16 protein-coding genes are annotated in these 22,538 nt (G+C 43.1%); 6 read left to right on the top strand and 10 right to left on the bottom strand.

What is annotated here, in order from left to right:
- Window positions 1-86 precede the first annotated feature (86 nt).
- The 4 genes from J3L18_RS08385 to J3L18_RS08370 all read right to left on the bottom strand — a co-directional run bounded on the left by J3L18_RS08385 (window position 87) and on the right by J3L18_RS08370 (window position 5,151).
- Complete coding sequence (locus J3L18_RS08385; protein ID WP_129570143.1) at window positions 87-1,448, bottom strand: 3-keto-disaccharide hydrolase; 1,362 nt, start codon at window positions 1,446-1,448, stop codon at window positions 87-89.
- A 70-nt stretch (window positions 1,449-1,518) separates the two neighbouring features.
- Window positions 1,519-2,850, bottom strand: coding sequence for a Gfo/Idh/MocA family protein (locus J3L18_RS08380; RefSeq protein ID WP_129570142.1), 1,332 nt, complete (start codon window positions 2,848-2,850; stop codon window positions 1,519-1,521).
- Window positions 2,851-3,135: 285 nt separating this feature from the next.
- Entirely contained in the window at window positions 3,136-3,954 is an 819-nt protein-coding gene (locus J3L18_RS08375) for a peptidoglycan-binding domain-containing protein (RefSeq protein WP_129570141.1), read from the bottom strand.
- Between the two features lie 165 nt (window positions 3,955-4,119).
- Window positions 4,120-5,151 (bottom strand): aldo/keto reductase, encoded by a 1,032-nt coding sequence (locus J3L18_RS08370; RefSeq protein WP_129570140.1) that lies wholly within the window; start codon window positions 5,149-5,151, stop codon window positions 4,120-4,122.
- Between the two features lie 148 nt (window positions 5,152-5,299).
- On the opposite strand from J3L18_RS08370, the gene J3L18_RS08365 reads away from it, so the two are divergent.
- From J3L18_RS08365 to J3L18_RS08350, 4 genes are all read left to right on the top strand, one after another.
- Window positions 5,300-5,527, top strand: a complete 228-nt coding sequence (locus J3L18_RS08365; RefSeq protein ID WP_311085786.1) for a hypothetical protein — start codon at window positions 5,300-5,302, stop codon at window positions 5,525-5,527.
- A gap of 102 nt (window positions 5,528-5,629) precedes the next feature.
- Complete coding sequence (locus J3L18_RS08360; protein WP_090525766.1) at window positions 5,630-5,854, top strand: CDGSH iron-sulfur domain-containing protein; 225 nt, start codon at window positions 5,630-5,632, stop codon at window positions 5,852-5,854.
- A gap of 94 nt (window positions 5,855-5,948) precedes the next feature.
- On the top strand, window positions 5,949-6,761 hold the full coding sequence (locus tag J3L18_RS08355) for a tRNA pseudouridine synthase A (RefSeq protein ID WP_129570138.1): 813 nt from the start codon (window positions 5,949-5,951) through the stop codon (window positions 6,759-6,761).
- A 406-nt stretch (window positions 6,762-7,167) separates the two neighbouring features.
- Complete coding sequence (locus tag J3L18_RS08350) at window positions 7,168-8,466, top strand: DEAD/DEAH box helicase (protein ID WP_129570137.1); 1,299 nt, start codon at window positions 7,168-7,170, stop codon at window positions 8,464-8,466.
- 125 nt (window positions 8,467-8,591) lie between these two features.
- Here the strand turns inward: J3L18_RS08350 and J3L18_RS08345 are convergent, their stop codons facing one another.
- The gene (locus J3L18_RS08345; protein WP_091170888.1) at window positions 8,592-8,804 is read right to left on the bottom strand and encodes a VF530 family protein; all 213 of its coding nucleotides are present in this window, start codon (window positions 8,802-8,804) and stop codon (window positions 8,592-8,594) included.
- Between the two features lie 173 nt (window positions 8,805-8,977).
- On the opposite strand from J3L18_RS08345, the gene J3L18_RS08340 reads away from it, so the two are divergent.
- Entirely contained in the window at window positions 8,978-13,282 is a 4,305-nt protein-coding gene (locus J3L18_RS08340; RefSeq protein ID WP_129570136.1) for a hybrid sensor histidine kinase/response regulator, read from the top strand.
- 19 nt (window positions 13,283-13,301) lie between these two features.
- On the opposite strand, the gene J3L18_RS08335 is transcribed toward J3L18_RS08340, so the two are convergent.
- Entirely contained in the window at window positions 13,302-13,832 is a 531-nt protein-coding gene (locus tag J3L18_RS08335; RefSeq protein ID WP_129570135.1) for a hypothetical protein, read from the bottom strand.
- A 301-nt stretch (window positions 13,833-14,133) separates the two neighbouring features.
- Here J3L18_RS08335 and J3L18_RS08330 point away from each other — a divergent pair, with 301 nt between their 5' ends.
- Window positions 14,134-15,633 carry a malate:quinone oxidoreductase gene (locus J3L18_RS08330; protein ID WP_129570134.1) on the top strand — a complete coding sequence of 500 codons (1,500 nt, stop codon included), beginning with the start codon at window positions 14,134-14,136 and terminating at the stop codon, window positions 15,631-15,633.
- A 7-nt stretch (window positions 15,634-15,640) separates the two neighbouring features.
- On the opposite strand, the gene J3L18_RS08325 is transcribed toward J3L18_RS08330, so the two are convergent.
- The 4 genes from J3L18_RS08325 to J3L18_RS08310 form a co-directional block, all read right to left on the bottom strand.
- Window positions 15,641-16,627 (bottom strand): energy transducer TonB, encoded by a 987-nt coding sequence (locus J3L18_RS08325; RefSeq protein WP_129570133.1) that lies wholly within the window; start codon window positions 16,625-16,627, stop codon window positions 15,641-15,643.
- A gap of 236 nt (window positions 16,628-16,863) precedes the next feature.
- Window positions 16,864-17,952 (bottom strand): efflux RND transporter periplasmic adaptor subunit, encoded by a 1,089-nt coding sequence (locus J3L18_RS08320; protein ID WP_091170874.1) that lies wholly within the window; start codon window positions 17,950-17,952, stop codon window positions 16,864-16,866.
- Entirely contained in the window at window positions 17,949-21,107 is a 3,159-nt protein-coding gene (locus tag J3L18_RS08315; RefSeq protein ID WP_129570132.1) for an efflux RND transporter permease subunit, read from the bottom strand. Before J3L18_RS08315 ends, J3L18_RS08320 begins: the two co-directional genes overlap by 4 nt.
- Window positions 21,104-22,510 (bottom strand): TolC family protein, encoded by a 1,407-nt coding sequence (locus tag J3L18_RS08310; RefSeq protein ID WP_129570131.1) that lies wholly within the window; start codon window positions 22,508-22,510, stop codon window positions 21,104-21,106. Before J3L18_RS08310 ends, J3L18_RS08315 begins: the two co-directional genes overlap by 4 nt.
- Window positions 22,511-22,538: the final 28 nt, after the last annotated feature.

The raw sequence follows: 22,538 nt of genomic DNA, 5'->3' as shown, positions 1-22,538 counted from the left end.
GCTTACTATGGTCTGGCGATTGTATCGCCAGTGCGTTGCAAACGCAAACCCAAGTTAAGCACTCATTAAAAACGAGCGCAAAGATTTTATTTCAATTCCTTAACCTTAATACTCCTGAAAAACACTTCATTGCCATGATCTTGTAGTAATAAATGCCCTTCAGTGGCTTCGCCAAAGTTTTTCCAGATTTTGTACTTACTGATTGCTACCAGGTCGCGGAAAGTTTTTGAACCGCGTTCGTATTCCAGTACTTTAACACCGTTCAGGTAGTGCTCAACATGGTTGTTTGGATATACTACCACACGACCAGTATTCCAGGCACCTATCGGGTGTACAAAACGTTCTTGTTTATTGGCTTTGATAAGGTCATACAACGAGGCTAATGTACGGTCGCCATCGCGGCCAAGTTTGGCATCGGGGTGCAGTTTATCATCAAGTACCTGGTACTCCAGGCCAATAGCCGACCCTTTGGTAACTTCAGACAGGGTGACAAAATATTTGACACCGCTATTAGCACCCGGAGTAAGCTTAAACTCAAACGACAGGTCAAAAGCGCTATAATTATCATTGGTTACAATATCGCCGCCGCCTGATTCTTCTTGTCCTGCAGATGGCAGCACGTGCATAGTGCCGTTAGCATATTCCCAGCCTTTTTCAGGAAAACCTTTGAGGGTTGCACCGCGCCAGCCGGTATTGGTTTTGCCATCATATAATAACTTCCAGCCATTTGCTTTTTCGGCCGCTGTTAAGCTGTTTGGTGTAAGGTTAACAACATACACTTCCTTTGGAAAAGGGGTGGCTTTTAAATTATTGGTTTTTAGATTGATATTTTTAAAGTATACCTTTTTGCCTGCCTGTTTTTCCTCACTTACCGCATGCACCTGTAAACCTATAAAGCCTTTGCTATCGATAGTATCAACAACATCGCTTGCAGGGACACCATTTACCCATGTCTTCATTTCGTTGCCGATACATTCAATTTTGATGTGGTTGTACTCGCCTACTTTAAAAGCGTCTTTTGCTTTTGGGTTGAGATCCAGCGGATAAAGCCAATCGCGCCGGCCTTCGTCATAAATGCCACCAGTCCATTTGCGTGAAGATGGGTCTATTTCAAATTGCCTGCCATAAACTTTTCCTTTGCCCTTATTACCGGCCGGGTCGTAATGGCTGCGGGTTTGCACGCCCGAATTACTCAACTCACTTTCAATTTTTGCATCCAGCTCTAATATAAAATTACCGTATTCCTTTTCGGTAACTAAAAATGAATTGCCCGAGTTGAGTACAGTAGTGCCTACTATAGCGCCGTCTTCTACTTTATAATCGGCATTGCCGGCAAGCTTTTTCCAGCCTTTAAGAGTTTTACCATCAAACAGTTTGGTTTGCGCGCTTACTGGGCTAAATGCCGTTGACGCCAAAAGCATAATTGCAGGGTAGATTATTTTTTTCATATTTGATATTTTCTTGTTTGATTAAAATGAACCGTCATTGCGAACACGAAGCAATAACGTAATTAAGAAATTACACTTTCACTTCCCAACCCTTTTCATACTCCCTGCGCCAGAGTTTTTGAGCTTCGGGGTCATTTAAAATATGACCATTATTTGGATCGATATGCAATACACGATCAACGCGATAGGAGATATTGCCTAATTGCGGCAACAGGGTTGATTTGAAACCGATCTCAATCGGGCAGTTCAGTTTATCTGTTCCTCTTACCGAATCGACAAAGTTTTTCATGTGGAAGCCATCCAGCGCCTCCGTCGGGCTTACTTTGTTGGTGCCGTCGACTTTGGTGTCGTCTTTAACCTCTTTTACCAGTTTATTATCACCATCGTAAACCCGATAGCTGTTGCCACTATCATAAAACAGCGTGCCTTTATCGCCATAAAATACTACTCCCCTGCTTAATTTTTCAATATCAAAGCCGTTGCAACTGCGGCATTCCCATTCGGCGGCCGTATTATTGGGGAAATTGTAAAGGATATTTTGTGTGTCGGGTGTTTGCCAGTCGTCATTAAAATGGAAGCGGCCGCCTGTTGATACCACTTTACTCGGATAATCAACACCAAGGCCCCAGCGGATCACGTCCAACTCATGGGTACCATTATTCAGCGCCTCACCTGTGCCCCAGTTCCAAAACCAGTGCCAGTTATAATGGATCAGGTTATCCTGGTAAGGCCTTCTTGGCGCAGGGCCCTGCCATAAATCATAATTTAAATTGGCTGGCACCGGCACCTGTTTGCCTTTGCCTATGCTTGCACGATGATTGGTGTACCAGCCCTTTGCATAATAAGTACGACCGATTACCCCGTCATGCAGTTCCTTCACCATGGCCTGCACATTAGAGAATGAGCGACGCTGGCTGCCCATTTGCACCAGTCGTTTATACTTATTTGCTGCTTCAACAGCCATCTCTCCCTCGTGCGGATTATGACTGCAAGGCTTTTCTACATACACATGTTTGCCGGCCTGGCAGGCCATGATAGTTGCTGGAGCATGCCAGTGATCGGGCGGTGCAACCACTACTGCATCGAGATCCTTTATCTCCAGCATTTTGCGGATATCTGTTAATCCCTGCGGCTTTTTGCCTGTTTGCTTATAGATGGCATCAATCGTTTTAGCAACTACGTTTGCGTCAACATCGCAGATATAACCTATCTCTACATTGGGTAATTTGGCAAAGCTTTGAGCAAGGTATAGGCCCCGGCTGTTAGTGCCCATCATGCCTAATACTACTTTTTCATTAGGCGATCCTTTAAAAAATCCGGTGGCTTTTGATAGTTGCGGCGCAAGCAGGAAACTTGTACCAGCTACGGCAGTGGATTGAATAAACTTTCTACGATTGATCATATTCAAAACAGGTTAATTGGGTTGATAAGCGTGCCCCGGCGGACCGCCCCGCAAATTAGCTAAGTTTTGGAAAGGGCTAAAGCTATCCTGCCATTTTTTTATGAAGCAATTGTAATTTAACTGTTACTTAATTGAACGGAAAGCTTAAGGCTGAAAGCGAAGATCGTTAACGTGAAATAATTTTGACAAGCAAATTGGCTTTAGGCTTTCAGCCCTAAGCTTTAGCTTTTAAAGCAGAAAGCCCCTTTACAGGGGCTCCGGGAGTATTAATTTGCAAAACATGCTTTAAACGAGAGGTTGTATCGAAAACACATCGAGCTTTGAGGTTTGAAAATTACGTACACGTTTGTACACACCGTTGCCGTTGCTGCTTCCGTCGGTATTGGTATTTCCCTCAATGGTATCAAATAAATCGCCATGCACGCCAATAACAATACCTGTATGTACCCAGTCGTTGGGTGTTTTCTGAACCAGGAAAATATCGCCGGGCCTTACTATAGCAGGATTAGCCCTTACTGTTGCAACACGGCTTAACAAACCTTTATTAATGCCGGTAGTACCCACAGTATCGCAACTATAGGTTAGCGGCATAAGTGTACGAAAATCTTTTCCTAACTGGCTTGCGGCCTGGTCAATAATGGTTTGTACAAACCCCATACACCAAAACCACTCTGTTCCTTCATTATTATCCATATAGGCCCGCACCCAGGGACCGCAATTACTTTGCCCCTTAATGGTAAGTTCAAATGGCGCGTTAGCTAAATGTTGAATAGCTGTATTCACAACCAATTCCCTTAAGCCGGTATCTGCTACCGGGCTTTTAAATGCTTTTATCATGGGTTGGCATAACTCACCGAAAACATTGCTGTCAACAATGCCGGTTTGCGGTAGGCTTTTTGCCTTTTGGAAATTCTTAACTGCTGTTTCGGTGCCCGGGCCAAAGCTACCGTCAATGCCTGTTGCTGTACCTGCCGAAGGATTGGTAACCGCATATAGGTTAAGCCAGCTTTGAATTTTACTTACTTCTTTTTGATTGTTTGAGGCACCGCCTTTTTGTTGGGTAGCCGATATAGCTATTTCTTTGAGGTATTGTTTTTTGATCATAAAGGAAAGGTTTAATAGTGATAAGGTTTAGATATCGTAATAATGGATATTTCATTACCTTCAAAAGCAAAGCTAAAGCAATCATTACAACTATAACAGCGTACTGTTACGGGATTTAACAGGAAAGCTTACGTAGTTTTACGTAAGCTTTCCTGTTAGTGATTTTTAATATTGTATCGGCAACGGCACCAGCTTTAAATTCTGGCGCTGGTGCCAGTATGGATATATTGGGTCTACCTCGCTGACGGCATCCAATTTTTTTACCTGCTCAACTGTCAAATTCCATCCTATTGCGCCGAGGTTTTGCTTAAGTTGCTCTTCGTTACGTGCGCCAATTACCAGGTTGGCAATAGTAGGCCTTTGCAGTAACCAGTTCAATGCTACCTGTGCCACAGATTTACCGGTTTCTTCAGCAACTTCGTCAAGCGCGTCAACAATATTGTATAAATGCTCAAAATTTGTAGCCGGGCCGTGGGCGCCGCCCTGCACGGTCCTTGAGTTTTCGGGGATTGGTTGTCCCCTCCTGAATTTGCCGCTTAGCTGACCCGATGACAGGGGGCTCCAAACAATAGTGCTTATTTTTTGATCGATACCTAATGGCATCAGCTCCCATTCAAACTCGCGGTTAAGCAACGAATAATATGCCTGATGGGCTACATAACGACTCCATCCATATCTTTCAGACACCGACAATGATTTCATTAAATGCCAGCCCGAAAAATTGGAGCAGGCAATATAACGCACTTTACCGCTGGTAACCAAATCATCAAGTGCCCTTAATGTTTCTTCAACCGGGGTGTTCGCATCAAAGCCGTGCATATGATAAATGTCTATTCTATCGGTATTTAAACGACGAAGACTGTCTTCGGCCGATTTGATCAGGTGATAGCGAGACGAACCATAATCATTAACGCCCGGCCCCATAGTAAACGTGGCTTTGGTTGAAATCAGCACTTCATTACGGATGCCTTCCAGGGCCTTACCTAATATTTCTTCAGAAATGCCATGCGAATAAACGTTTGCGGTATCAAATAAATTAACACCAGCATCAAGGCAAATATTTATTAGCTTCTTTGCCTCGTCAACCTGGGTATTGCCCCATGCTTTAAAAAACTCATTACCACCGCCAAATGTGGCCGTGCCGAAACTTAATACTGGCACCCTTAAACCGGATGCGCCTAATTGTCTGTATTCCATAGTTTAATGTTTTATGATGTAGCAGGCGGTAGCCTGTATTACAAATTTATGCGGAATGGTTGCTGGCAGGGATTTTTGCAAATCATAAGTTTGTCATTTATGGCCGGTGTTTCATTGCATAGCGGTAAACAAATATTAGTTTTGGGTAATGATTGCAGACCCGCTAAGCGTTTCCCTTTTTGAGATGAGGCTGGAAGAAATCCATCGCCGCGATCCTATGCTAAGGTATGAGATCAGCATTCGCGATTTTATTGCCTTATTCCCGCTAAAAATAAAAAATGGCAGACCGTTAAAACCCGAACAGCCTGCTTCCTTTGCCTTAGACAGAGATGTGTTTTTGCAGGTGCTTGTAGCATTTAACCAGTCATTCAACTAATTAACCCGCTCCCCTGTTTTCGTCCAATCAGGAACACTTCTAAATAACAAATAAACAATTTTGGCGGCCTGTCAAGTTTTAACTTTGGCCAAAATTTAACACATGGAGAAAACTAAACTTACCATTAATAATAACGGTTCGGTTAAAATAGAAGGCGATTTTGAAATTGTTGATATGCAGGGCAACGCATACGGTTTACAAGGCCGTACTGTAGTTTCTATTTGCCGTTGCGGTTTATCGGCAAACAAACCATTTTGCGACGGTTCGCACAAAGGTCATTTTGAACATAATGCTATCGCATTTGATCTTCCGCCCAAAAAAGTGTAAACAATTGTTTTAATATACATAAAGCCCGGTGTTTAATTACATTGGGCTTTTGTTTTGTACACGATTTTTAAAATAATCTGCATTTTTGAAAACTATGCTTAAATCAACAAAGCGGCACTTTTTTCATATCGGTTATCACGGCGCAAGATATTCGGGCTGGCAAAAACTTTCTAAAGCAATTACAGTGCAGGAGGTAATTGAAACGGCCCTCTCTAAAATACTAAAACAACCTGTTGCCATTAACGGTTGCGGCCGTACAGATGCTAAGGTGCATGCAAGTCAGTATTTTTTTCACGCAGATATTCCTGACAGTTTAGATTTCGACCTGTTATTTCGCCTTAACAAACTGCTGCCGGATGATATTGCTGTATTTGATATTATCCCGATGCAGGGCGATCCGCATGCCCGTTTTGATGGCGTGATCCGTACCTATGATTATTTCATCCATAATTATAAAGACCCATTTCTTAGTAATTTCAGTTCACTTTATCCGGATCAGGATCTTGATTTGGATGCAATGAAAAAGGCTGTTTCCATCCTGCCTCATTACACCGACTTCCGCGCCTTGTGCAAAACGCCCGACAGGATTGAGCACACTATTTGCCACGTAAAATCTACAGGGCTTTATATCGACGGCAATGGAAGCAAGCTCAGATTTAACATTACCGCCAATCGTTTTTTATATAAGATGATCAGGATCACTGTTGGTCGCCTGCTTGAAATTGGCAAAGGACAGATGAGCACAGATGAATTTGAGTTTTATATTGCCAACAAACAAACACCCAAAATCATTATTCCGGCACACCCCCAGGGCTTGTATCTTTCAAAAGTAACTTATCGTTACCTTGATCTTGAACCGCGGTCGGCATTTTCACTGCTCAACAGTACAGACTGGTACCCCCTATAACATTTATTTGCCATGACAAACGTATGTAAATGGGGGTTAACAGGGTTAACACTTTTTAAAAGTTACATTTTCAAATAACTTATATTCAGATACTTAAGTCAAAGCAAGGGTTGCACTAACTGATGTTTTGAGCACTTAAACATGTCCGAATGTTTATGGCTATTATCGGCAAAAGCAGGTACACATAAAACCAGTAACATTAACCGCGATCAGGCCATAAAACAAGTATCATTTGATGCTGATTGCTCACCAACATCATAACCTTATTTTGTTAGCAATCTTATAACAAGTCGTCGCCGCTAAATATTTAGATGCAGTTCCCCTGCCTTATCTGCTGATTTTTAAAAATATGACGCGTTAATTTGGTACTTTTGCACCCTCATTTTAACTTTTAATAAGTATCCTGATGGCGTGGTCTGATAAATTGAAGCTTAACAAACAATTATTGCGTTCGGTAAATGAAGCCGGTTTTGCAAACCCTAAAGAGCTTCAGCTTAAAACAATCAACCGCATAATTGGCGGGCAGGATATTATCGCCATAGGCCCCGAAGGCAGCGGGAAGACCACCACTTATGTATTAGGTGTATTAAACCGCTTTAACTATGCTCCCGAAGGTGTTCCGCGTGTATTGGTGCTTGTACCCGAAAAAGAACAGGTGTTTGCTGTTATAGAACAGTTTGACAGGCTTAACAAAAATAAATCTATCCGCATAGTTGGCCTGTACGTCACTCCTGGCTTTGAAAGCCAGATGGATGAGCTTGCCGACGGTGCCGACATTGTTGTAGCCACTCCCGACAGGGCGAGGGCCATCTATCTTAAACTGGCCTTAAATTTAAATAAGGTTGATTTGCTGGTGATAGATGATGCCGACCAGATTGTAAAAAAAGGTTTGCAATTGCCGGTTGTTGAACTGGCTAACAGTATTGACAAGGGCCAACACCTGGTGTTTACCGAGGTGATGCACGCCAAACTCGAAAAAATGCTTGATCCGTTCATGAGGCAACCGGCTACAATTGAGGTTGATGAACTGGGCGAAACGGCTATTGAAACCCATGAGCAGCTTTTATATAACGTACCAAACTTTGGCACCAAGCTAAACCTGCTCAATTTATTCATGTACGATGAAGAACTGTTTACTAAAACCATTGTATTCGTAAACACCCAAACAACTGCTGAGAAGCTTTTTCAAAGCCTTAAAAGCCGTTTACGTACCGGTGTAGCATATTTAAACCCTAAGTTTTTCGACTCAAAGGGGTTCAAAACCATTCAAGAGTTTAAAGCCGAAGCGGGTGCAAGAATCCTGATCGTGACTAACGAAAATGACGAAAACCTTAACCTGAGCGGTATCCCCTTCCTGATCCATTTTGATTTGCCTACAGATAATGAACTGTTTATTAGCCGTGTGGCAAATCCTAATCCGGACGATAAGGAAGAAACGCTGGCCATGACCTTTGCTACTGATATCGAGTTGAGCCAGGTAAAAAAGATTGAGCAGATGATAGGGAATAAAATCCCAGTAGCCGAGCTACCGGATGACCTGGTGATAGTAACCGAGTCGAAGCCTAAAAAAGCGGATGCTAAGGAAGATGTTAAACCCGCAGGTGTTGGTGAAGCTTTCCACGAAAAAAAAGCATCAAATGCTAAAACTTATAATTTAAGTGCCGGTACCAAGGCTAAAATGAATAAAAAGAAAAAACACGGGTAGTTATATCCCAATGTCATTCAAAACTTGTTTCGGCACCCCATAAGCCAGATAGCCAATTTGCTCAGCATGGTTGCTTAGCGAGTGAGGTGTTAAAACAAGTTAACATGACTTTCTTTTTATAAGTATCACACTATCTCCAAATACAACTCTTCTACCTTTTTCCTTGCCCAATCGGTTTTTCTCAAAAACTTGAGACTTGATTTTATACTTGGATCATCGTTAAAACAATTGATCCGGATCCGTGTGCCCAGTTCTTTCCAGCCAAAGTGAGCTACCAATTCATTAAGGATCATCTCAAGTGTTTTGCCATGTAACGGGTTATTGGGCTGTTGCTGCATATGGCAAAAGTAAATGTTTGTTTTGTTAAAATGGTATAACAAAATTTGTTACCATCTCGTTTAAATAGTAAATGATATTAGCTGATATTTAATAAACGGTAAATTTTATTAAATTTAATGCAGCCAATCATGCACGGTTAAACCACTTCTTCAATTTGCCCAGAAATATTTTAATGAATAGCTATAAGTGTTATCTTGTTTTATTGTTGCAAGCTATTTCGTTATGCGTGTTCTCGCAAAACCGTCCTATTCATTTTCAGCATATCGGCAGTCGCGAGGGGCTTTCTGAGTTAAACATCAATTGCATTATGCAGGACAGCCGCGGCTTTATATGGGTGGGCACGCGTGACGGTCTTAACCGTTATGACGGTAACAAATTCAAAGTTTTTAAAAACATCGTTAACGATACTAACAGTATCAGCAACAGCTTTGTTCAGGATGTAATTGAGGACAAAAACGGAAACCTGTGGATCTCGACCAGCGGTGGGGGTTTAAACATGTACGACCGAAAACTTGATCGTTTTATCCATTATCGCCATAATCGAAACAATACCAATTCAATTGCGAGCGATCTTTTAGTTAAGATAGCGCTCGATAAAAGCGGCAACCTGTGGGTCTCGAATCAAAAAGAAGGTCTTGATCAGTTTAATATCGCGAAAAAAAAGTTTACCCATTACCGGTATAATGCAGCCGATGCAACCGGTTTAAGTGATAACAATGTCCGTACAGTTTATGTAGATAGTCAAAATAAGATATGGGTGGGTACAACCTACGGCGGACTAAATCTTTATAAGCCTCAAAGCGGTGATTTTACCCGCTTTGTTCATGATGAAAGCATCTCTTCTTCTATATCAGCCAACAAGGTCAATGCTATCTTGGAAGATAGCGATCATCGTTTATGGGTTGGGCTAAGTGATGGGGGCCTTAATTTGTTTAATCCGGCAACCCAAACTTTTACTCATTATAAGAATGATCCGCACAATAATAATTCCCTTTCGTACAACACGGTGCAATGCATGGTGGAAGACAGTAATCATAACTTGTGGATAGGTACGGAAAACGGCGGTTTAAGTATTTTTAATTATGCCGAAGGAAAATTTAACAACCATTTTGAGGATGATGTAGATAACAGCAGCATTGCTAATAACTCGGTAGATGTGATCCTAAAAGATAAGAGCGGGAATATATGGATCGCTGCATTTGCATCAGGCCTTAACTTTTATAAAAAAACAAGCGAAAACTTCATACATTACAGGCACGGCGCTCAGCCAAATAGTCTGTCAAATAACTTTGTATTAAGTATTTACGAAGACAAAAATAACAACATATGGCAAGGCACAGATGGCGGCGGCCTCAATCTTTTCAACCCGGAGAAGGGTGAGTTTAAGGTTTATAAAAACAACAAAAACGACAATGCCAGTGTTTGCGGAAACTATGTTTTGGCTATACAGGAAGATGCGAAAAATAACCTATGGATTGGCACCTGGGGCGATGGGGTAAGTATGATGAACCCGCAAACCCGCAGGTTCAGGACATTTAAACATAATCCGGACGATAGTACAAGTATAGGCGGGAATAACATTTATGCCATCACTAAAACACTTGATGGAAAACTATGGTTTGGCACGCTTGGGACAGGGCTTGATTTATTTGACCCTAAAACCAACAGGTTTATTCATTACCGTCACGATCCCGGCAACCCCAAAAGCATAAGCAGTGATAATATCAATTCGCTGCTTGGCGATTCGAAAGGTAACCTTTGGGTGGGCACTAATGATGGAGGCGTAAACCTGTATGATGCTGCAACTGATTCATTTAAACCGGTACAATACGAAAAACTGAACAGTGCGGTAGGCAACAACACCGCGCTCGACCTTTTTGAAGATCACCTGGGTAATATCTGGATCTGCACTTACGGCGGTATCTATTGCTTAAATCCTGCTACCGGTAAGGTTACAAATTTTAAAGCAAAGGATGGCCTTCCCAATGATTACGCGTACGCGGTTGAAGAAGATAACAGCGGTAATTTATGGATCAGTACCAATAAAGGCATTTCCAAATACAATCCTAAAACTAACCAATTCAGGAATTTTACCATTGAGGATGGTTTACAGGCCGACGAGTTTAAACCTCACTCGGCTGTAAAAAGTCATGATGGCACCATGTACTTTGGCGGGGTTAACGGGTTTAATATGTTTAATCCTGAAAATATCCATGAAAATATATATAACCCTCCACTGGTACTTACCGATTTTCAGATTTATAACAAATCTATCCGCGTAGCTCAAAACAGCGATGATCCTTCGCCCCTGAAAGAAGATATTTCCGAAACAAAATCAATAACCTTAACGCATGATCAATCGGTTATATCGTTTGAATATGTATCTATGGACTTTGCCCTAAGCAATAAGGGAACGTACGCTTATTTACTCGAAGGCTTTGATAAAGCATGGAATTATGTAGGCAATAAAAACACGGCCACGTATACCAATCTGCCGGCCGGAAATTATGTATTCAGGGTGAAAAGCCGCAGCGCCGATGGCAAATGGTCTATCCGGCAGGTAAGCCTGAATGTTACTGTGCTTCCGCCTTTCTGGCTTACCTGGTGGTTTATCAGTTTGCTGATCGTGCTGATTGTTACGGCCATTTATGCATTTTATCGCTATAAAGTAAATGCTATAGTGAAACAAAAAAACCTGCTTGAAAAGCAGGTTAGCGAACGTACCGCCGAGGTAATGCAACAATCGGAAGAGTTGAAAACACAATCCGAAAATCTGCAGACCTTAAATGCCGAACTCCAAAATCAGTCAGAAGAGTTACAGGCTTTGAACGAAGAACTGCTTTCCCAATCGGAAGAGCTGCAACTGCAAAAAGAACAGGAACGTGAGGCCCGGGAAGAAGCTGATAAAGCCAACCAGGCCAAAAGCATATTTTTAGCTACCATGAGCCATGAGATCAGAACACCCATGAACGGTGTTATTGGCATGGCCTCACTCCTGGGCGAAACTGAACTGAATGCCGAGCAGCGCGATTATACGGATACCATTATTTCCTGCGGTGATAGCTTGGTAAATGTGATCAATGATATCCTTGATTTCTCCAAAATCGAATCAGGAAAGATGGAAATGGAGCAGGAAGATTTTGACCTGCGCCAGTGTATTGAAGAGGTAATGGATATCTTTTCGCAAAATGCAGCCAAACGCGAACTGGAGCTGGTTTACCAGATTGACCCCGCCCTGCCCCAGCAGGTAATTGGTGATAGTTTGAGATTAAAACAGGTGCTCACTAATTTAACTGGTAATGCACTTAAGTTTACCGAACGCGGCGAAGTATTTATTAAAGTGTTTTTATCCAAAAATATTAGCGATAAGGAAATTGAAATCGGTTTTAGTGTAATGGATACCGGTATAGGGATCCCGGAGGATAAATTGACAACTTTGTTTAATGCGTTTTCCCAGGTTGATTCATCAACAACGCGAAAGTATGGAGGCACTGGCCTTGGTCTCGTGATCAGCCAGCGTCTGGTAAACTTAATGGGGGGCGAAATATGGGCTGAAAGTGTTTATGGAGAAGGCTCTGTTTTTGTATTTACCATAAAAACAACTATCAGCAATAAACAGTCGAAACATGTACCTATTGTTTTTAATGCCGAAGAGCTTGAGGGCAAAAAGGTGCTTATTATTGATGATAATAAAACAAACCGGTTTATCCTGCAAACGCAGCTCGAACAGTGGGGAATCCAAACGGTGGCGGCGGCCTCGGGCAGGCAGGCGCTTGACATCCTTACTGCCAATAATGGATTTAACCTGGTTATAACCGATATGGAAATGCCTGAGATGGATGGCGTAGGATTGGCGCGGGAAATCAAGAGCAATTATGGGGAATTGCCGATAATTATGCTCAGTTCTATAGGCGATGGTTCAAAGAAAAAATATCCGGGCTTATTTTCAACTATTTTAACCAAACCTGTAAAACAATCGCAATTAGGTAAAAGCCTCCAGGCCGAGTTCCAGGGAAAAACACAGGCGCCGGCTCCTGAAGCAAAGCCGGATAAATTGCTTGATGTAAATTTTGCGAAAGATCACCCCCTCAGCATACTTGTGGCTGAAGATAATACGGTTAATCAAAAGCTCATTAGCCGCATGTTGGAAAAGCTGGGCTATAGTTTTGAACTGGCCCATAACGGGCACCAAACGCTCGATAAATTAAAGGCTAATCCAACCTTCGATGTAATTTTCATGGATGTACAAATGCCTGAGATGGATGGCTTTGAGGCAACCCGGCATATTCGTCAATATGCTTTTAAGCAGCCTTTTATCATCGCTATGACCGCTAATGCCGGCCCCGACGACCGGGATATGTGTATAAGTGAAGGCATGGACGATTATATTGCCAAGCCCATGAAAACCGAAGCATTGATCAATGTTTTAAAGGGCGCTTACAAAATGATGAAGAATGTAAAGGGCAAGTATGTTTAACTGTTGAAGGCAAAGCTAATTATTCTGATGCCACACCCCAGTAACAATTATGGCGGATTTTTTTAAGAATTGCGGGTGTTATGCTTGACACTTCATGCTGATATTTATTCTGGCTATTGAGCAGGTACATGGTACCGCTGGTATTGTTATAAATATATGTGCATAAGCGCGCGTCTTCACCATCTTCATCTTTCTTTACGTCAACTCTTATACCGTTGGTTTTGTTACTCGTGTCTGGTGTTAATGCCGGGGCCGACGCTTTTACCCAGTTAATGGTATAATTTATGTTTTGCGGCGAAACACCGTTGGTGTTTTCTTTGTAGCTTTTACTATCCTGAATAACTGTAAGCAAACATTTTACGCATGGATCGCCCACCGTTGCCTCTCCATATTTTTTGCGCGGATTATTGATCACGCTATTTTTTTTACCTGCAACGGTAACTATTGTTTTTGAAATATCATTTGATACAGGCTTCGGTTTGTTTTGTTTGCAGGCAAATATGGTCATCGCCAAGGCGCAAAAACAAATACATGGTTTAAACAGAATCATGGTTTATAGATTAGCTCTTAACTTATATACATCATTTTAGCCGTTTTGTGTTATCGTGTTTTGATATACCAAATGCGGTATTAATCTATAAATGGAGTTTAAACAATTTAAACATAGATTTTATTGCATTTAATGGACAGGTAAAGAACAGTTTTTCTATAAAAATTTCTTAAAATTGCCTGATTTATTTTGCCGGGCCGGTTAATTAGCGGCAGGACTTAAACCATCATAACAATTTTAAAAAAACGAGGTTTACCTTGTTATAAATAACACTGCGGCATATGCAGGATATCATAATAAAATGACTAATAGCGGTACAGGTTCAAATTTAACAGTTGATGTGGTTTTAATTGGCGCAGGTATTATGAGCGCCACCCTTGGTGTAATGCTTAAAGAGCTGCAGCCCGATCTGACGATTGAAATTTTTGAACGCCTGGATGTTATCGCTGCCGAAAGTTCGGCCCCGATGAACAATGCAGGTACCGGTCACTCAGCATTTTGTGAATTAAACTACACACCCCAGCTTCCCGATGGTAGCGTTGAAATAAAAAAAGCTATTAAAATTGCCGAGCAGTTTGAAACCAGTAAAGAGTTTTGGGCTTATCTTATTGAACAGGGCCTTTTAAATAACCCGCAAAGTTTTATCCGTAAAGTGCCGCATATGAGCTTTGTTTGGGGTGAAGAAAATGTTGAATATCTAAAAAAACGTCAGCAGGCCCTTACCAAGCATCATTTTTTTAAAGGGATGGAATACTCGGAGGATAAAGCTCAGATAAAGAAATGGATCCCGCTGGTGATGGAAGGCCGCGACCCTGATGAAAAAGTATCGGCAACGTTTATGGATATCGGCACCGACGTAAACTTTGGCAGCCTTACCAGTGCGCTTATAGATGAGCTTAAACAAAAAGGAGGCGTAAACATAAGCCTTAATCATGATGTAAGAGATATTAAACGCAATGCCGACGGTACCTGGAAAATTACGGTAAAAGATAAAAACACTGGCAATAAAAGAAAACTGAATGCTAAATTTGTTTTTGTTGGTGCCGGTGGTGGTGCCTTGCCCCTGTTGCAAAAATCAGGAATTCCGGAAAGTAAGGGCTTTGGCGGCTTCCCGGTAAGCGGCCAGTGGCTGGTATGTAACAACCCCGATGTGGTAAAACAACATGAAGCCAAAGTTTATGGTAAGGCATCGGTTGGTTCGCCGCCAATGTCGGTTCCTCACCTGGATACCCGGATGATTGATGGTAAACGATCTTTACTTTTCGGTCCATATGCAGGTTTTTCAACCCGCTTCCTGAAGAAAGGATCTCTGCTTGATCTTTTTGGTTCTATTAAGTTAAACAATATACTTCCCCTGCTTGCTGTGGGGCGCGATAACTGGCCTTTAACCAAATACCTCATATCTCAGGTTATGCAATCGCCTGCCGACAGGCTTAACGCACTTAAGGATTACATGCCAACGGCCAAAGCCGAAGACTGGGATCTGGATATAGCCGGCCAGCGTGTACAGGTTATTAAAAAGGACGCCAAACATACTGGTGTGCTGGAATTTGGCACAGAGGTGGTTACCTCTGCTGATGGCAGTATCTCAGCCTTGTTAGGCGCCTCACCGGGCGCATCTACTTCGGTACCTATTATGATCCAGCTTATCGAACGTTGTTTTAAAAACCACGTCAAAACAGAGGCCTGGCAGCAAAAATTCAGGCAAATGATCCCTTCATATGGCGTGTCATTGGCCAGTAACGAGGCTTTGAGCGATGAAACCAGGGCAAGGACGAGCAAAGTGTTGGGATTGGTTTAAAACTAACTTAGCGTTGTTCATAAGCCAATGAAAAACTTATTGGTACAGAATAAATTACATCAACAGTGATGCCATAACTGGTGGCGGGTTTCCAGGGCGGGGATAAACGCATCACCCGTAAAGCTTCTTGAGCCAGGATTAGGTTCCCTTGTATGGAGCGAATATCGTGTAAGATGCCCTGCCGATCAACGGTAAAGGTTAAGATTGCCCGCCCCTGTATATTATTATTACGTGCTTCAAGCGGGTATACTATACTTTTCGCAAGGAAGCTTCCGAATTTGTTTAGCCCTCCCATAAATTCAGGGGCAGTATATTCCTTATTAAAAGAATATTTATTACCGCTTTTCGCATAGCTGTTCCCTGCAATCAGGTTGCCGCTTTTATAAGTCGCCTCATAGCGTAAAGTATCGTTTAAGGTTCCATTCCAGGCATTGTCTTTTAAACCGTCTTTTATAGGACCAGTACCGATTGTGTTTTTAAAATCATCAGAATAAAGAATTATAGTACCGTTGCCGTTTTCGGCTAATACGCGTCCTGTTGAGTCAGCGCACTGGGCAACGATTAATGTATCCTTTTTGTAAATTCCGGACAAATAAATTTTGCCGTTGGGATAGTATTCGGTTATATCGCCGGAAAGCCTGCCTTTTTCATAATTGCAAATACGCTTCCTTTTACCATTAGGAAAATATTCAATACAGGCACCTTGTAATTGTGCCTCTATTAAACCTGTATTCGAAACACCTTGAAGTTTGGGTTTCCCATTTAAATAATAATCATTGACGGGGAAAAGTTGGTTATCGGTACTGGAATCTGGTGTGGTTACCATTCGGATAAAATCAGCACTATCTTTACTATTGGTTATTTTCGCTGATGGTGCCAGCCAGGGGGCAACAGTAAAATTCTTCATGTAAGCCATTATAGTGTCGCGTTGTGCGCTTACACGTTCAGTACAAAGGATAATTGCTATTAGCAATAAGGGAACTACTTTACGCATGGGTTCAGGTACAAATCTTATCAAAAAATCAGGTTAAGATAGCAATGAAATTGAAATTTTAAAACCGTTTTTTGATATGACTAAGGCAAGGCTTACGGATCGCCATTGCATATTGCGGCAAATGATCTATGGAAAAGCTCACCTGTGCCCTGATAGCACTGTTGCCTGTGTATCTGTCAATGTTTCGATTGGAACCCCGGAATTAATTTATAACCTCTGTGTGATACATTGATCAACTATTGCTTAACAGGAAGAGTTGCACCCTCTTTCATCTCCTCATTGGCTTGTTTAACCAGTTTATCGCCATCTTTCAGGTCACCAGTAATTTCTACTTTTTCTTTGCCTGTAAACCCTGTTTTTACATCTACCCATTTCGCTCTGCCATCCACGAGTTTCACGACAAACTTGCGTTCCTGCGTAGTTACAACAGCCTTGTAAGGTACCGTAAAGCCAGGATCAGGTCGATCAACGTTTAAGGTGATCTGGGCAAACATCCCGGGCTTAAGCTGTTTTTTTTGATTGGGGAAACTAAACTCCCATGTTTCGCTCCGGGTATCTGAGCTGATCGCTTCCGATTTTCGGGCAAGATTGGCTTTAAATACAACACCCGGCAAAGCAGAAACGGTAAACGAGGCCTGGTTATCTTCTATTTTAGTAGCATTATAAGCCTCCGGTACCGACACCTGGATCCTTAACAACGAGTTATCCTCTACAGTAAAAAGCAGGATTTTACCGGTATTATCCACATAATCGCCTTTAAAAATATTACGCGCGGTAACTACTCCGTTAAATGGTGACCGGATAACCAGGTAATCTTCTAATGCATGGTTAGCCCGGGTAGCAGCTTTAGAAGCTTCGTAAGCGGAGCTATCCGTTTTCATTTGGTTGCGGGCAATATCCAGCTCGTTATCTGATATGGCGCCGGGTGTTTTGGATGCTTTTAACAACCGCGAATAAACGCTTTTACTGGACAGGAACTTAGAATAAGCTCCCTGGCTGTTACTGCGGCTCTGCGCCTCGCCGGCTTTTAGTTCCGGCGCGTCCAGGATACAAAGCACCTGGCCTTTACTCACCTTGCTGCCAATGTCCACTTTTACATCTTTTACATAACCGGCTGTACGGGCATAGATATTGGCGCGGTCGTTTGGTATAATTTCCCCGGTGAGGCTGAGTTTATTGCTCACTTTACCGGCTTTAAGTTCAATCAGCTCTACAGGTTGTTTTGCCGGCGCCACCGTAGCTACCGGTGTCTTATTTTCATTGCTGCCGCAAGCTCCAAGTACCAGCGACAGGCCTAATCCTAAATATGTATGTAATGCTTTCATGCGTTTGGTTCTGTAATGGTAAAGTATTTGCTTTCCTTATCGTCGGGATCAAGTGAGATTAACTTAACCGGGCGATCGCCGGCTAAGGCATGATAGATCAGTGGTAAAATTAACAGGCTCAAGAGCAACCCGAATAATAACCCGCCTATTACCGCTATGCCTAAAGGCGCGGTCTGATCCCCGCCCTCACCTATTCCCGATGCCATCGGGACCATACCTGCGATCATTGCAAGGCCGGTCATCAGGATTGGCCGCGTCCTATCCCTGATCCCGATCAGAAATGAATTTTCGGTTCTTAGTTTACGATAGCTTTCTGCCTGTATGATAAACAGGATAGCATTGGCCACCGCCACGCCAATGGCCATAATACAACCCATGTAAGATTGAATGTTTAAGGTTTTGCCCGTTAGCCACAGCAATAAAAAACACCCGGTCAATACGCCTGGTATAATACCGATCACGATCAGCGAAATCCTGAATGATTGGAAATTAACAGCCAGCAACAGGAATATCACGACAATGGCCAGCAGGACACCTGTTTGCAGTTCATCAAATGTTTGCTGAAACACTTCTGCCTGGCCCTGCTGCTGGATCTTCATACCATCGGGCAACTTGCCTAAGCCCGCAATAATCTTATCAATGTCGCTGATGGCAGCGCCTAACGATTTGCCATGCAGGTTAGCTGTAAGCGTGATAAAACGCTTTTGGTTTAAACGGTCGTACTCCCCTTCTATCCTACCCATCTTCCAACTGGCCACATCCCGCATAAACACCTGTTTGCCGCCATTTGAACCCAACAGGATATTATCTACCTTACCAGGGTCGTTCATGACAAACTCCGGCACCTGAACCTGCACCTGGTAAGCAGTGGCATTAGCTTTATCCAGCCAGTAATTGGGCTGGGTAAACCTGCTGGAAGACGTGGCCGCGATCAGTGATTTACTTGCGTCATCTACCGTTAAGCCTAATTGTCCTAACCTAACCCGGTCAAACTCCAGTTTCATGGCGGGGTAACTTTGAGGTGCGCCATAGGTAATATCCCGCAGGTATGGCAATTTGTGTAGTTGGTCGAGGATCCGCTGCGCAAAATCCCTGTCCTGTAATAAATTTTTACCCAATATCCTAATTTGTACAGGGGTGTTGGTGCCCTGGCTCATCACCTGGTCTACCAGGTCCGACGGCTCAAAGGAAATTTGCATACCAGGTATTTTCAGGGCCACTTCTTTTCTCAAAGTTTCCATAAAATCTTCGAGATTTATGCCTGCATTCTCCACAAAATTGACCTTCAGAATTGCTTCCTGGGGGCCGCTTGTCCATAAGTGAATAGCATTAACAGGATATGACGAGCCCTGGTTGCCAATAAAGGCAGAGGTAATGGCTATTTTTTGCCCCGATAAACTATCTATCAGGGCCAGCAATGCTTTGGTTTTAGTTTCAGTACGCTCGAGACGGGTGCCATCGGCTAAACGAATCCTGACCTGGAATTGGCCTGCATCAACTTTAGGAAATAATTCTTTTCCTAAAACATTGAACAATAAAACCGCGGCAACCACAGATACCAACAGGTATACCGTAACAATCAATGTAGATGCGGTGGCGGCTTTTTTCAGCCATTTGCCATGCCGGTCTTTAAATTTACTCATCTTTTCACCCTCTTTCGCGTTTTCGCTCAAACGATCCTTAAAAAGCCAGTTGGCCATGACCGGGACAAAGGATTGTGAAAGCAGGAATGACGCGATCATGGCCAGACCTACCGCTAAGGATAAAGGCAAAAACATCGCTTTGGGAATACCGGACATAAAAAATGCCGGAAAAAATATCGCAAGGATACATAGCAATATTAACAGCTTGGGTAATGCTATCTCTTTAGAAGCTTCTAGTATCGCCCGGCCTTTGGGTTCGCCTTTTTCCTGGTGATGATGGATATTTTCTATAGTAACGGTAGCTTCATCTACCAAAATACCAACGGCCAGCGCCAGGCCGCCTAAAGTCATGATATTGATGGATTGCCCGAATAATTTCAAACAAATAATTGCTGATAACAAGGCCAGCGGAATAGTAAGCACCACAATGAGCGATCCCCTCCAATCGCGCAGAAATAACAGTACCATGAGGCCAGTGAGTACGGCGCCTAATATCCCTTCTGTAGTTAAACTCTTTATCGAATTAATGACATAGCCCGACTGGTCAAACTCGTAGCTCACTTTGATATCCGGCGGTATGGCAGCCTGCATATCCGGCAATGCCGCTTTAACCCGTTGAACCACATCCCAGGTAGAAGCATCGGCCCTTTTGGTTACAGGAATATATACTGAGCGTTTGCCGTTAATGAGCGCATAACCTGATGTAATGTCCGCCCCATTATCTACCGCGGCCACATCATGTACAAAAACAGCCGGGCCGCTGCCAGTTTTAATGGGAATATTAGCCAGGTCCTGGATATTTTCCACAACCGTATTTTGCGGCGTGATCAGCGTTTGATCGCCCACACGAATATTGCCTGAGGGGGTGATAACATTCCCTTTGGCAATGGCGGTTACCAGGTCCTGGGGTGTAACGTTATAGCTGCGTAATTTATCAGGATCTGCTTTAATGAGTACGGTTCTCTGATTACCCCCAAACGGCGGCGGAGCGGAAACACCCGGCAGGGTTGAGAACATGGGCCTTACCTTAAACAAGGCCAGGTCCTGCACTTCGGAAAGGGAGCGCGTTGAGCTGAATACCAGTTGCCCTACCGGTACACTGCCGCCGTCAAAACGGGTAACAAAGGGAGATATAGTACCCGGTGGCATAAATGCCCTCGCCCGGTTCACCATCGCCACAACTTCACCGGTGGCCTGGCCCATATCCGTACCCTCATGAAAGTTCAGCTTTAGCAGGGTTACGCCTTGTATTGTCTTGCTTTCAACCGATTTAATGCCGGTAACATACAGAAAGTGGTATTCATAATAAGAAGTGATATAACCTTCCAATTGCTCGGCAGACAAGCCGCCATAGGTTTGCGCTACATAGATGGTTGGGGTGCCCAGTTTTGGAAAAATATCCACGGGCATATTGCGAATAGAAATTACGGAAAAGAAAATAATGGCGATAACCGCGACAATGATCGTTACCGGTTTTCTTAATGAACCATATAAAAGCTGGATGATATTCATTTTCCGTATTGATTTAAAAAGATATCTATATTGCCCTGGTAAGCGGCCTTAGTTAATAAAGATTTCCAGGCTCCCCAATAAGCGATCTTAACCGAGGCTTCCGATTGGTAAAGCAATTGCAGGGATTGGATCACATCATAATAACTGATGAGCCCCGACTGATACCGGGATTGTATAGCCTGGTAGGCGTACCGCGCCGCTTTCAATGCTTCCGGGGCCAGGCGGGCAGATTGTATGGCCTTAGTTAAAGCGGAATCTGCTATTTCCCGCTCAGTATTCAAATGAAGTTCGGTTTGTTTAAGCTGCTCCCGGCTGGCCTCAATATTCAGTTGCTGCTGTTTGAATAATGGTTTCTGTCGAAATACTTCCAGGATAGGAAAAGAAAGCTGTGCGCCGATACCGTAATTATACCGCTCAAAACGCCACCCATCACCATTATTAACGGACCCATCGGCGGCTACGCCTGATCCGCGGCCATGACCCACGCTCCAGATAGTTAGTTTAGGCAAAAGGCTCCTTTTGTAGGTTTTAAGGGTTAACTCATTGGTCAGTACATTGGTTTTTTGCAAGCTAAGCTCGGGATGTTCAGTATCATCAGCATTGAGTGGAACAACAGGCAGGCTCTTAAACATCGCAGAATCTGCCACCGGGGTACCGGGTAAGTTACCACCGGTAAATTCTTTTAAAACGATCAGGCATGAATCCCTTCGGCGTTCAAAAGCTATGAGTTGAATCTGCGCTTTAGCCAGTTCGGCGTGAAAAGTAGATGAATCCGTTCCGGGCCTTAACCCGCTTGATACAACAGCCTGCGATTGTTTCAGGCGATAAGCATCCCTGCTGATATTACTTTGATAAACTTTAACCAGGTCGGCCGTAAGCAGGTAATTGAGCCAGGCATTAATCACAAATATCTTATGCTGAAAAATGGTAAGCGTTTCGTCGGCTTGCCCGTTTTTGAGTTTTCCCCTGGCCAATTCAACGGCTGCTCCACGCTGCCCAAAGGTAAAAGGCTCCCATTGCAGGTTCAGAGCCGCAGCACTTCCCGGCGTGCCTTTATAATCATTTGATTTGCTTGGCGGCCCGCTGATAGGTGTGATGTATTGCGGGTAGATCATACCCGTAATATTGTTGTAAGTAGCGTAATCTACCTGGTAAGATGCATTTATAGAAGGAATGATGCCGTTTTGCTGTAATTTAACGGCATATTGCAATCCCTGGGTCTGCAAACGTTTGGCCTTGATCAGCGGATAATTACGGGCCGCCGTGCTGAGCAGGGAATCAAGATAAATGCTGCCGGATTGCTGTGCATGAAGCTGCTGACAAAACAACCCCATGGCCAGCATCAACAGTATAATTTTTGAGGTTTTAGCCTGATAAAATTTCGAATAGGTTTTTGAATACACTATATATAAATTTATGGTTGCAACGCTA

The sequence above is a fragment of the Mucilaginibacter gossypii genome, assembly GCF_017569325.2.
In the GTDB taxonomy this organism is placed as follows: Bacteria; Bacteroidota; Bacteroidia; order Sphingobacteriales; family Sphingobacteriaceae; genus Mucilaginibacter; species Mucilaginibacter gossypii.
The sequence above is the reverse complement of the archived record's forward strand: the minus strand, read 5'-3'. Positions and strand labels throughout refer to the sequence as shown.